The sequence below is a fragment of the Paenibacillus sp. MMS20-IR301 genome (assembly GCF_032302195.1).
GTDB lineage: Bacteria > Bacillota > Bacilli > Paenibacillales > Paenibacillaceae > Paenibacillus_AQ.
In genome coordinates, this window is sequence record NZ_CP135275.1 from 2655808 (window position 1) to 2667910 (window position 12103).

At 51.0% G+C, this 12103-nt stretch carries 16 protein-coding genes; 3 read left to right on the forward strand and 13 right to left on the reverse strand.

The features are described from left to right. Nucleotides 1–822: 822 nt before the first annotated feature. The gene (locus LOS79_RS11840) at nucleotides 823–1620 is read left to right on the forward strand and encodes a hypothetical protein (protein WP_315419751.1); all 798 of its coding nucleotides are present in this window, start codon (nucleotides 823–825) and stop codon (nucleotides 1618–1620) included. A gap of 147 nt (nucleotides 1621–1767) precedes the next feature. Here LOS79_RS11840 and LOS79_RS11845 read toward each other — a convergent pair whose 3' ends face one another. The 9 genes from LOS79_RS11845 to LOS79_RS11885 all read right to left on the reverse strand — a co-directional run bounded on the left by LOS79_RS11845 (nucleotide 1768) and on the right by LOS79_RS11885 (nucleotide 7297). After that, nucleotides 1768–2559: a lipid II flippase Amj family protein gene (locus tag LOS79_RS11845; RefSeq protein WP_315419753.1), complete on the reverse strand. Its 792-nt coding sequence runs from the start codon at nucleotides 2557–2559 to the stop codon at nucleotides 1768–1770. A 121-nt stretch (nucleotides 2560–2680) separates the two neighbouring features. Then, on the reverse strand, nucleotides 2681–3070 hold the full coding sequence (locus tag LOS79_RS11850; protein ID WP_315419756.1) for a ribosomal maturation YjgA family protein: 390 nt from the start codon (nucleotides 3068–3070) through the stop codon (nucleotides 2681–2683). A 61-nt stretch (nucleotides 3071–3131) separates the two neighbouring features. Further along, nucleotides 3132–3605, reverse strand: a complete 474-nt coding sequence (locus LOS79_RS11855) for an NUDIX domain-containing protein (protein WP_315419758.1) — start codon at nucleotides 3603–3605, stop codon at nucleotides 3132–3134. A 40-nt stretch (nucleotides 3606–3645) separates the two neighbouring features. Beyond that, nucleotides 3646–4107 carry a DUF4362 domain-containing protein gene (locus tag LOS79_RS11860; RefSeq protein WP_315419761.1) on the reverse strand — a complete coding sequence of 154 codons (462 nt, stop codon included), beginning with the start codon at nucleotides 4105–4107 and terminating at the stop codon, nucleotides 3646–3648. Between the two features lie 158 nt (nucleotides 4108–4265). Continuing rightward, nucleotides 4266–4850: a putative ABC transporter permease gene (locus LOS79_RS11865; protein ID WP_315419763.1), complete on the reverse strand. Its 585-nt coding sequence runs from the start codon at nucleotides 4848–4850 to the stop codon at nucleotides 4266–4268. Nucleotides 4851–4935: 85 nt separating this feature from the next. Beyond that, entirely contained in the window at nucleotides 4936–5124 is a 189-nt protein-coding gene (locus LOS79_RS11870) for a hypothetical protein (RefSeq protein WP_315419765.1), read from the reverse strand. Between the two features lie 344 nt (nucleotides 5125–5468). Next, a complete protein-coding gene (locus LOS79_RS11875; RefSeq protein ID WP_315419767.1) occupies nucleotides 5469–5642 on the reverse strand; it encodes a hypothetical protein in 174 nt (57 codons plus the stop codon). Between the two features lie 86 nt (nucleotides 5643–5728). Further along, entirely contained in the window at nucleotides 5729–6277 is a 549-nt protein-coding gene (locus LOS79_RS11880; RefSeq protein ID WP_315419769.1) for a hypothetical protein, read from the reverse strand. A 117-nt stretch (nucleotides 6278–6394) separates the two neighbouring features. Next, on the reverse strand, nucleotides 6395–7297 hold the full coding sequence (locus tag LOS79_RS11885) for an ArsR/SmtB family transcription factor (protein WP_315419771.1): 903 nt from the start codon (nucleotides 7295–7297) through the stop codon (nucleotides 6395–6397). Nucleotides 7298–7459: 162 nt separating this feature from the next. Between LOS79_RS11885 and LOS79_RS11890 the strand changes: the two genes are divergently transcribed. Then, a complete protein-coding gene (locus tag LOS79_RS11890) occupies nucleotides 7460–8968 on the forward strand; it encodes an arabinosylfuranosidase ArfA (protein ID WP_315419773.1) in 1509 nt (502 codons plus the stop codon). A 30-nt stretch (nucleotides 8969–8998) separates the two neighbouring features. On the opposite strand, the gene LOS79_RS11895 is transcribed toward LOS79_RS11890, so the two are convergent. From LOS79_RS11895 to LOS79_RS11905, 3 genes are all read right to left on the reverse strand, one after another. Beyond that, nucleotides 8999–9688 carry an LrgB family protein gene (locus LOS79_RS11895; protein ID WP_315419775.1) on the reverse strand — a complete coding sequence of 230 codons (690 nt, stop codon included), beginning with the start codon at nucleotides 9686–9688 and terminating at the stop codon, nucleotides 8999–9001. Next, a complete protein-coding gene (locus LOS79_RS11900) occupies nucleotides 9685–10101 on the reverse strand; it encodes a CidA/LrgA family protein (protein ID WP_315419777.1) in 417 nt (138 codons plus the stop codon). The genes LOS79_RS11895 and LOS79_RS11900 overlap by 4 nt, the downstream gene beginning before the upstream one ends. 237 nt (nucleotides 10102–10338) lie before the next feature. Continuing rightward, a complete protein-coding gene (locus tag LOS79_RS11905; RefSeq protein ID WP_315419779.1) occupies nucleotides 10339–11019 on the reverse strand; it encodes an NAD(P)H-dependent oxidoreductase in 681 nt (226 codons plus the stop codon). A 149-nt stretch (nucleotides 11020–11168) separates the two neighbouring features. Here LOS79_RS11905 and LOS79_RS11910 point away from each other — a divergent pair, with 149 nt between their 5' ends. Further along, a complete protein-coding gene (locus LOS79_RS11910; protein WP_315419781.1) occupies nucleotides 11169–11552 on the forward strand; it encodes a winged helix-turn-helix transcriptional regulator in 384 nt (127 codons plus the stop codon). A gap of 111 nt (nucleotides 11553–11663) precedes the next feature. Here the strand turns inward: LOS79_RS11910 and LOS79_RS11915 are convergent, their stop codons facing one another. Further along, a complete protein-coding gene (locus LOS79_RS11915; protein ID WP_315419783.1) occupies nucleotides 11664–12035 on the reverse strand; it encodes a YkvA family protein in 372 nt (123 codons plus the stop codon). Nucleotides 12036–12103 lie beyond the last annotated feature (68 nt).

The window sequence follows — 12103 nt, forward strand, 5'->3', positions numbered from 1 at the left end:
ACGTTCGTTCTGTATAGAACGGGCAGTAGGAAGCTTGCGAGCCTGGGGAGACTGGTGTTTGTACGGACGGGTATGGGCGGGGTTGTGGTCGGGTGTACAAGCAGATAATGGCGAGCGGATTGGTTGGTAGCGGACGGATGGGCAGTTACACTGTTTACAGGCAGGTGTTTTGTTATCTGTCGCGGTGTGTTTTCAGCGTCTATTCTAGTAATTGCAATGTCATCGCTCAGACCGCTGCCCTGACATTCGCTTTCTGCTCCTGCATTCAATTTCGCAGTCACTCTCCCGTTCGCTCGACCCTTGCGGACTCCAGCGCCGTTATTTTCTCCTTTAACCGTATTTTTCAGGGCTAACGGACCGTAGTGCACTTATCTGGCTCTCAAATAGGCTTTTTGGGGGCAAATAGCACAAATAAGTGCGCTCATGTCCGTTAGCCCCAATAAATATGTTATTTTCCAAAAATAAGGTCCGCTGAGTCCGTTAATACCAGCAGCGTTTAAAACCCCTCATTTCCTGCAAACGAAGCCATACCACCAGCACCAGTATCAGCATTAATCCAGCGCCATCACCAACTTAGCACCAGCACCAACCCAGCATAACCATCACAGTGTCCATCAGAATAGGAACTAACGTTCCTTTTTCCCTTGACTATCCATTCAATACAGGTTATAGTAAATGCACAATAACACACTTTAAGCGGGAGAAGCACCTCGCAGGACAGGCAGTTCATGCCTTTCTTGGAGGTGCTTCTTTATGTTATTCGTGTGAATTGTGTTCTTTGAATGTATTATAACCAAATAATGACGGCGGGAGCGGATTAATATGTTCAATTTCACTGGTTTCACAGATCAGACTGCAGGTTTACTGCGGAAATCCATCGTTATACTGATTGTGCTGACACTCTGGGCAGGGCCGGCTCAGCAAACCTCAGCTGCGTCCGATTGGGATACCGCTCTGGATGAGATTCATAATCTCTATCCGGGTTATACAGCATTACAGGTGTCCTTGAAGTCGGATATCCAACAGAATCAGACACTGCGCAAGCAGAACAATACTGCGCTTGCCGACATTAATACCCGGCTGCTGGCAACCAATGCCGCGCAGCTCACCCGGCTCCGGACTGCAGCTGAAGCTGTGCAGAAGAAACATGCACCTCTGCTTCAGCAATACACTGATCTTGGTAAGCAGGCAACCGCTGCCCGCAAGGCAGGTACAATGCAGAATGCCGCTGTACTGGATATTAAGCGTAATAAGCTTAAATCAGCCGCAACCGCCGCACGGGCAGAAGTGAAGGCAGCGACCTCTGCACTGGCGGAAGCTAAAGCGGCGGCAGCGGCTATAAATAAACCGGCCAAGGATGCGCTTGCTCCGGTAGCCGGACTCAGGAAACAGATCACTGCCCAGAACAAGCTTGTTGCCGCTGCACAGGCTGACCGAAGTGGAGCTGACAAAAGCTACAAAGCCGCCGTCAAGGCCGGTGACGCCGGCAAAGCCGCAGCTGCGATGAAGCTGTCCTATAGCAGGATGACCGAGATTCGTACCTTGGTAGGCCGTATGTATAGCTGGGAAGGCCAAATCAGCTCAGCACTCCGTTCTGCAGAGGCAAAGCTGCCGAAATAACTGACGTGCCAAGCCGTGACACGATATTCCTCACCGTCCATCCATGAATCAAATGAGAGCAGGCTTTGCAGTCTGCAGTAACCGTCCTGCCGGCAGAACAGGTCACACAGGACAGCTGATTATAAATCCCGCCGATTGCAATCGCCGTCAGAGCAGCTTCACCAGCCAGCAGATAATATACGCCCCCGGAACAAGCAGGGCCTGGCCCAGCAGGGAGCCCAGAAACCTTGAGCCCATCAGGAGAACGTATATTTTGCCCAGCTGATCGCGGTACTTCACATTTTCAGTGGCTTTATGTGTAATTATTCCAAGCTGCGGGTCAATGAATACCGTAAGCAGAATGGTCGCCAGCCCGTTAATCAGGCCTGATGCCTGGGAGGCAGTTGTGCTGAACTCGGGCAGCAGCTTGGCCGCATACATCGAGGATAATACTCCGACAGTATAGAAAGCCGTAACGAATATATTCATAACAATGAAACGCTTGGGAATGCCGAGGTAGCGGAAGCTGCGCAGTCTGACCTTAGGCCGGCGGATATACTTACGTGTATTCTTGAGCTGGCCGACGGTTACACTGGTCAGCAGCTTCGGAATGGAGCCTTCAATCTCCAGTTTGGAAATGACTCTCCCGAACAGTCCGACGAATGTAGGAAACAAAGCGATCGCAACTAATGTTCCAAGGGACGAGGCCAGCATAATGATCCGCAGATAATTAAGCAGCGGGAAGCTGGCATCCACTTTGGCATAATCAACAAATTTGGCGGTTAAAGGGGCTTGTACCATATTGGCTGTTCTGGAGACCAGCACAATGATCCCGGTCAAGGATAAAGCGATGGCTATCTTGTTCAGTCTCACTCCGGCGTAACGAACCGAATAAGATAACGTTTCAGAGGTGTTGATGATTAAGGTCAGCAGACATACCACTAATAAACTGTTCGTCATTTCCGGGTATTCATCTCCAAGTCAAGCAGCATTTGGGCGAATTCCCGGCCAGATAGTTCCATATTATTACATACCGGGGTGCCTTACTAAATATATATTCATCACCTGATACAATCCAGAATCATTTTTGTAACAATCGGTCGAGCATATAACAAAAGAGAATACCGGCCGTATACCGGACCAGATCAATCCAGAGAAACCCCCGGCCAAGGATCAGGCTGCCTAATGTGGTAGCCCGTATACCTGTAATCCATTCAGTCTGATAGAGCTGGCTGAACTCAATTCCGAAGCAGAAGCACAGGCCGAGAACTAAAGATATACGCTTGGGCTGCGAGGTAAGCAGTGCGCGGAAGCCAAAATAAATCATGCCTGCCCATAGAGCATCTCCGAAGTGGCTGCTGACAAACTGCGGGAGCCGTTCACCATATGCCCGGGTAGCAAGTCCAAGTATAACTGGGATTATAATGGCGCCGCAGTAAAGCAACTTTAATTTTATTACAGAAGCGCGCATGAAGATTACATCTACCCCTTTGTATTGAATCTGCGAATCGATGCCGGCTGCTTAACGCAGGCTAATCAAATATGGACTTCCCTGTAGTGTAATCCCGCTGGAACAGCTTCCGCGGATATGGAATAGCCAGCTCCGGCATATCAGCTTCTGGAAAAAACACCAGCTCTTCCGTCTCCCCGTCCATATTTCTGAGTCTGCCTTTGACAATGCTGCATTGGAATACGATTACTGTGTACTCCACCTGGTCACCATTCATATATGTGTATCTGAAGTTAGTGCCCCCGAACACTCCAAGGATCTGTTCAGGTGTAACCATCAGGCCGGTTTCTTCGAATACCTCTCTGCGCAGCGCTCTTGACGGTGTTTCTCCGGGCTCTGCCGCTCCTGCCGGCAGCCCCCAGAGTGTCTCACCCGGTTTGCGGATCAGCAGAATCCGGTCCTGTTCATCCCGTATAACTGCCGCTACGGACGGCATCATTAATAATCCGCTGCCGGTCTTTCCGCGCAGGTCCCGGTAATATTCTGACATAGGCATAACGTATCCTCCTTAGATTCAATAATCTGACAGCTCGGGATTACAGTTCATCCTTACGAAAAGAAATCGGGTTAAGCTTGAAGCCTTCCGGCTGATTGTCACATTGAGACAGCTCTACTCTATAGAAATCCCCGGTTCCGTCCAGCCGGACCGCTCTGCACACATAGTCAACTTTGCTGTTATCTCCAGCCCAGTCTCTGCTGGTGTCGATCGTCCAGTGCAGCTCCCTGCCGTTACCGTAGACATCATGAATAAATGGTCCGCTGTCAACGCCCCATTGCAGTACCGTGAGATTGTCACCCTTGCCATCATTAAATCTATGTATCATTTCTGTAATTCTGTCCAGATCCAGCTGATCGAAATGTGAAATTAAATTACGCTGGTCCCGGGTTAGAGGGACGGGTCTGGTCATTTCCCGGATTAGCAATACTGAGAGCACAACTATAATCAGCGTTTGCAGAAGCAGAATAGCCGGACTGAGTTTCAAGATTCTTTTCATCATATGTCCTCCCGCGTTACGAGATCAATACTAATTAGTCATATTTGACATAACTATACAATCCCCTTTATTCGGACACAATACAAAAACATCTCCAGCCTGTACGGCGGAGATGTTCCCGGTTTCATTATTTTATCATTGCTGCAGCTTGCATATAACTCTTAGCCTTCACCCAGCTCCAGCCGTTCCAAAGGTTCTGCCTGCTTCAGCCCGCGCCGACGGCTCCGGCAGGTCCAGAGCAGATCAGCAGCTGACAGCAGCATTACACCGGGCAGCAGCAGCAGCCACACCGGCTCTATCAGAAGATACAGAAGATGCATCAGCGGCTGCAATAAATAGATGCAAGCTATGGACAGCCCCCACCAGTACAACGAGAATTTCAGGCAAATATGTCCCTTCAGCTGATATGGCATGCCGGAGTAGTCCCACCACTGCTTCTGAAACAGGCTCTTCAGCAGCCAGCCGCTGACAAACTCAACAGCCGACGGGATCAGCAGCGCCAGCAGCAGAAAGACCGGATACACCAGCTGTGCATCATGTGCAGCAAGCAGTAATAATGGTGCGAAGCCGTACATCGGCTTAAACGGGCCTTTCAGAAATCCCTCTTTGCGAAAGCTTCCTTCACTATATAGATTATAGCTGCCTTCCAGCACCCAGCCCAGAAATGAGTAAACGGTGAAATAGAAAAAATACGGTCCCGCCGCAGTCACAACACTATAACTATTCTGTAAAAGTACCGGTGTCATTACCCCTGATCCCGCCTCCAGTCCCATATCTTTACTGACGGGAGCTAGTATGCCACCTTCTGCGGGAGGTTATGACGGTAATTTTTTACTCTTTGTGCTGCTGGTCTTTAGTCATCTGGACTACCGGCGGTCCATCCTCACGCTGGCTTCTCAGTGAATCCAGCTTCAAGTCACTCCGCACGCCAAAGCCTGATCCGTACTTTTTTTCAAGGTTGCCGGACAAGGCATCCCCGCGCTTTTGCCGATACCGGCCGTTCTCGTTCCGACTACGCATTATAGGTTTCCTCCCCGCAATTTGGATTGCTTGAGACCTGTGTGGCTGCGATGATCCTGAGAATCTATTCATGCTGAGGGTAAGCCAGTACTTCTCTTCAGTATACAGCATCTGCTGAATCCATCTCAATAAATTGATTTTGAAGCTGACTCAGGTACTTTGCGGGGACCCCGAAAACCAACCCCACAAAGTGAGGTTTTAACTTCGAAGTAGACTCAGGTACTTTGCGGGGACCCCGAAACCGGAACACATCAAAAACCGGATGCTCTCCCTGTAAGGATAACATCCGGTCCTGGCACACAGACACCCCGTTAGGGTACGTCTGCATTAAATGTAAAATCCGCCTAATTCTTCGGAAGCGGGTCAGGATGTGCGGATTCGGCCGGTTTCGCTATCCACTCATCTGCTTCCGGCTCAATATCCACGCCGTTTTCCATCTTTTTACGTTCTGCGAGTGAGTCGCCGTCTTTATTCTCCTTGTTGCGGATATCTGCTTCGTTCTGGATATGGTCTGACATATGAAACTCCTCCTTATGTGCGCTGCAGGTTTGTGATTACTTAGTTATAGTTACCCGTTGACCTGGTTTGCAAACATAATCCGGACTTAAGGATATTCCTGTAAATCCCCCTGCTTCTCCAGCCACCCTCTGCGCAAATTCTCATATTGCTGAAGTGCTGTCTTCCTGTCCTTTGCCGGATAGCTGAGAATCAGGCTGTCATCCCCCGCGTCGTCTTCACCGTCTATTGAGGAATAGAAGCTGTTGCTCTTATAATCGGGGGCCGTCTCCCCCTTCTGCACAGCAAGACTCCACTCCTCGTAATCTGAATCTGCATACACCAGTCCAAGCGATGAAATTTCACCACTGCTGCCCTTTAGCACACAGATCATTACCCCTGCATCCGGTGATAAATTACAATACTCATATTGCAGCCCGTTTACCTTAAGCTCACCGGTATATGCGTTGCTTTTCTCGGCAAAAGCACCCTTAAGCGCTACTGTCACCGGTTCCGCATAATCCGCATTCTTCAGCTTATAGGCGGTTAGCTCAAATTCCCGGTCCAGCCGGATTACCTTAGGAGCACTTAAGAAGCCGTAAATTATGATCCCCGCGAGAACAAGCACGGCAATACCGCCGTAGAATAATTGTCTCATCCCGTCACTCTCCTGTTAACCACCCTAATCAAGCCCATTATTTAACATTAAAGGAAGAGTTCCAGATAGGCAACCGATATTTCATGCTACAAAAACTCTTAAGCCGCCCGCAATACCCTATTCATAATACACACGGAAGACGATATCCTGCTCGTAATTCCCAAAGCCGCGTCCGAACAGCGTTAAGCCGCCCCGCCTTCGGGTGATGTCTTCTGCGGTGAACCGGAAGCTCCACTGGTCCTGCTGCCAGCCCACCTCATCAATTGTGACTGCTGAGATTTGCTGGCCGTCTATGTAGGTGCCTCCGGCATTAATTTTCAGCACCTTCAGCAGGCCGTACTGATTCACATCGGAATTCCACCAGGCTGGGGTTAATCTTCCGCGCATCGCGCCGAAATCACCGGGACTGGTCCATTTGCCAAGCGAAATGCCATTCAGCGTAAAAGCGATATCTGAGGGCCATTTCTCATTGACATGCGGCGCTTCCGAGCCAATCTCCATGGAGATCTCGATCTCCTGCACTTTCTGATCCATGAACAGATAATTCGGAACCTTATATTCGGCGTATCCCTTGGCGAACCAGAGAATTCCCGCATCCACCCGCTCGGGGTCGAGGAAATAACGCGGGTCATCATAATATCCGATCAGCTTCTCCGTCGTGGCAATACCGCAGGTGGGTGATGCCTGCAGATCGGTATAATGACCGACCGGAACAGAGACCTCTAACACCTTGCGGGCAATGCCTCTCTCCCCCGACAATTTGATCTGCAGAAAATTAGCGGAGAGCGAGCAATATTTATAGGTGCCGCCGTCGATCCGCTTCATCTGCGAGCTGACGATACCGGCCTTCTGGAGCTTCGTTACATGGGAGCTGACAATGGCACTGCTAAGGTACAGTCTGGCTGCGAGCTCCTTGATATGCATCTCTTGCACACTGAGCAGATCGATGATCCGCAGCCGCACTTCACTGGCAAGCGCCTCATACACCTTGAGTGATTCCGAATCCGTCGTTAAATACATCCTTCAACCCCCGTCACTTAGGATTAGTTATTTAGTTAATCCTCAATTTTTATATTGCCAATTATACCGCCTAATCCGTATGATGTAACCATAAATCAACTCATTAAATTAATATTTTCATTAACCTAAAATCATAAAACGAATCCTAAAGGAGCTATCTACATGAGTATTCAATCCACGATGATTGTCGACAAGGACTTTAAACTGGCCGAAGTAGACCCAAGGCTGTACGGATCATTCATTGAGCATTTGGGCCGGGCTGTATACGGAGGAATTTATGAGCCCGGTCATCCGACGGCAGATGCCAACGGCTTCCGCGGCGACGCCCTGCAGGCGATCCGTGCGCTCCGCGTGCCGATCATCCGCTACCCCGGCGGAAACTTTGTCTCGGGCTACAACTGGGAAGACGGCGTTGGCCCCAAAGAACAGCGGAAGCGCTCTCTTGAACTCGCATGGTGGACTACCGAAACCAATCAAGTCGGCACGAATGAGTTTGCGGAATGGGCCAAGCTGGTCGGTTCGGAAGTGATGATGGCTGTCAATCTGGGCACACGCGGCATTGATGCGGCCAGAAATCTGGTGGAATACTGCAATCATCCGTCCGGCTCCTACTGGAGTGATCTGCGTATCTCTCACGGCTATACTGCACCACACGGCTTTCGTACCTGGTGCCTTGGCAATGAAATGGACGGAGTGTGGCAGATCGGTGCAAAAACAGCAGTAGAGTACGGCAGGCTCGCCAACGAGACCGCCAAGGCGATGCGCTGGGTTGACCCTACCCTTGAGCTGGTGGCCTGCGGAAGCTCGGGAAGCAGCATGAGTACTTTTGCCGAATGGGAAGCTACTGTGCTTGACCTGACCTATGACAACGTAGATTTCCTCTCACTGCACACCTACTATAACAACAATGACGGAGATACACCGAATTTCCTCGCCCAGTCCCTGGATATGGACCAGTTCATCGACAGCGTAGCGGCAGTGTGTGATTATATCAAAGCCAAGAAGAAAAGCAAGAAAAAGATTTATCTGTCCCTGGACGAATGGAATGTGTGGAAGACACAGGGAACCAGCCTTGCTAAAGAGCACTGGCAGATTGCCCCGCCTGAATTCGAGGATGTCTATAATCTGGAGGATGCGCTGGTGGTCGGCTGCTGCCTGATCAGCCTGCTGAAGCATGCGGACCGGGTCAAAATGGCCTGCATCGCCCAGCTGATCAATGTCATTGCTCCGATCATGACGGAGAACGGCGGACCGCTTTGGCTGCAGACCACCTACTATCCTTACATGCACGCATCTGTATATGGCCGGGGCACCGTGCTGCACCCGCTGATTACCAGTCCGAAATATGATTCCCGGGATTATACCGATGTCCCTTATCTGGAGGCTGTCAGTGTATATAACGAGGAACTGAACGAGGTTACGGTGTTTGCAGTCAACCGTCATCTGAGCGAGGAGCTGGCCTTAAAGGTTGACCTGCGGAGCTTCGGCAGTGTAGAGGTAATCCAGCATACGGTTCTTGAGCACGAGGATCTTCATGCATCCAACACCCGTGCGAATCCGGGAAATGTGCTCCCGCATGACCGCGGAACTGCCGCTGCAGACGGCGGGCGTGTAGACGCCCTTCTTCCGGCCGCTTCCTGGAACGTCATCCGGCTGCGGGTTAATGTCTGAGCTTCTTTAATATCATAATTCATCACTCTGCTAGTGATACATGATCCAGGCGACCAGCGGGCCGGCGATGGAGCCGACTATGGCGCAGACTGTCATGGCTACAGAGCTCATGGAAACGGACTGCTCACCGTACTCCAGCGCTTTGGCTGTGCCTAGTGCATGAGAAGCAGTACCCAGGCCGATGCCGATACCTGACTCGCTCCGGATTCTGAACAGCTTGATAATATACGGGCCGCCGATGGCGCCGGTGAACCCCGCAATCATCACGAATACGGATGTAAGCGAGGAATCTCCGCCCAGATTACTTGAAATCTGAATTGCCACAGCTGTTGTGATTGACTTGGGCAGGATCGACAGGACATACAGTTTGGAAAAGCCCAGGGCAGCGGCCATCAGCAGTCCGCTGAACATTCCGACCAGCAGGCCGGTAACCGTTCCGCCTAAGACGGCAGGGAGATTCTTCCACAGGACATGCCGCTGTTTGTACAGCGGATAGGCCAGCGAGACTACCGCAGGTCCGAGCAGCCGGTTGATCCATTCGCCGCCGATCATATAGGTATCATATGGGATATGGAAGCCCAGAAGCAGGACTACCACGGTAAATGTCGCAGTCAGCGCAGGAAGCAGGACAGGCAGACGGAAGCGTTTGTACAGCATGGACATGAAGAGATAAATTGCTACATTCATCAGGATAAAAGCAATTGCCAGCAGAACTCTCATGCTTCCTTCCCCTTCCCCTGCAGGCTGCGGGCATGAACCCGCTGCCGCGACAAGCGCTTGACAGTGCGCCCGGCAATCCACTGGCTGGAATGCGCCGTGACCACCATGGTCAGTACACTGCTGGCGACGAGGATGCCAATCAGCACAAGCCCCCTGCCGCTGAATATATCAAGATGGTTCATAATGCCGGCGGTAGCCGGAATGAAGAACATGGGCAGATAAGCCAGGATGAAGGATGATCCGTTCTCGATCAGCTTCACGGGTACAATCTTGAGCAGCAGCAGCACAAAGAGCAGCAGCAGGCCGACGATACTGCCCGGAACGGGGAGATGCAGCAGCTTTTGCAAATAATCTCCGGCCAGGAAGAACACGTACAGCAGGCCGACTTCAGCAGTGATGCGGATGATTTTCATAATGCAGGAATCCCTTCGTTCTTGAATTCATAACCACGGGCAGGCTGTTACAAGTAACACGCCGACTTTATAAGAGTATCAGAATTTTCAGCAAGTTTTCAAACTCTTTTCGAAGCTTCTATGTATTTTCATGATATGACACAAGAAACGGATGCCAGCCCGCAGGGGCAGCATCCGTTTCTTTGCGGTGACAAGGTGCTGATAGCGCCCTGTCTCCACATTTTCACAACGTATCTATTAGAACCACTTAACGACTTGATCAGCTGATTGGCGGGTTTTGCCGCGCGGCTCATTAATCCGGTAACCGAAGGCGGCCATACAAGCGATACCGAAATGCTCAGGGTCCATTATGCCTTCTTCCGTAAGCACCTGCTCAATCTTCTCCTTGTCGAAGCCTTCTATCGGACAGGAATCAATACCGATCAGCGCTGCTGCAGTCATCATATTCCCGAGTGCCAGATACGTCTGCCGTGCGCCCCACTCAAACATAGCCCGTTCGTTGCCCTCCAGCCCGAAATCGGTCTTCAGGAAGGCGGCATAGGTTTTCTTTTTGCCCTCAGCTACTTCTTGCGGCAGATTCTGTACTTCGTTCATCATTCCCTGAATATACGCTGAACCGGCAGCCATATCACGCGGCAGTCTTGCGAGAATCAGGAGAAAGTGGCTGGCGGTCGGCAGCTGCTTCTGGGCACCCCAGGCATAAGGACGCAGTTTCTCACGGAGCTCAGGATTCTGGATGACAACAAATTGCCAGGGTTCGAATCCGAACGAGCTTGGTGACAGCCGGCCGGTCTCGAGAATGAAGGAGAAATCCTCTGCGCTGATCTTTTGCTCTGCGTCGAATACTTTTGTAGCATGTCTGTACTGATAGCCTGCCAGAATTGCCTCTTTGGTTAAAGCTGCTGTTGCGGTATCCATTGTATATACTCCCTTTCTGCAGTACGTTCAATCCCGGAATTGACGTTATCCTGCTTACCTGCTTATAGTAGTGGATATACAACAAATATTAAAGTACGCACATTTTTGTGATGTAGTATACAAAATGATACTGAGGAGCGTGTTCTGTTATGCGCAATCGTAAAGGCGGCTTTGGCACTTGCCCTGAAGGCAAAGAAGCAGCCTGCCCCGTTGAGTTCACACTGGACGTTATTGGCGGCAAGTGGAAGGGAGTGCTGCTCTATCATTTGATGGATTCCGCTAAACGGTTCAATGAATTCCGCCGGATCTGCCCTGGCATTACCCAGCGCATGCTGACCCTGCAGTTACGCGAGCTGGAGGAGGACGGTGTGGTCCACCGTGAAGTCTATCATCAGGTGCCGCCGAAGGTTGAATATTCGCTGACCGAATTTGGCCGGACACTGATTCCGATCATCGTGCTGATGAAGGATTGGGGCGAGCAGTACAAAGTCCAGCAGCTGTCCGCAGACCGTGTTTCCCGGGAAGCGGAGTGAGCCAGGATCCGCATTCAGCGGTCATTGCGATATCCGGTTATCTATCCCGCTCTGTTGCAGAGTGCAGCAGACCGCTGCACCCTGTTACAGTTACTCTATGTGAAGCTATATTTATGTCTCAAAAAACTCCTCAGCCTTCTCGCGGTGCTCCTCTTTCACCTGCCCGGCAATCGCCCGGATACCGGCGGCGATAACAGCGGCATCATCCGTGAAGCCCAGTCCAATCAGCGCATCAGGTATTGCGTCTACAGGTGAAATGAAATAGGCCAGCGCACCAAAGGCAATCCCTTTGGCCCATAGCGGTGTCTTGGCATCAATTGCACAGTAATACATCGCCACCGCATCCTTCGTAAACGGAATTTTGCCTGCAACCTTCCTCGTCTTGCTCCAAAAGCTCTTCTTCACCAGCTGTTCGTTCTTCCGGCTGTATTCAAAGCTCTCCACTGCCAGCTCGGCCGGCAGCTTCCCTCTCTCCTGGTCCATCCTGCAATCTCCTCCCCGGTTGTTATAATCAGACTGCTCACGTCCAGCCGCAGCTGTGCATCCTTAAT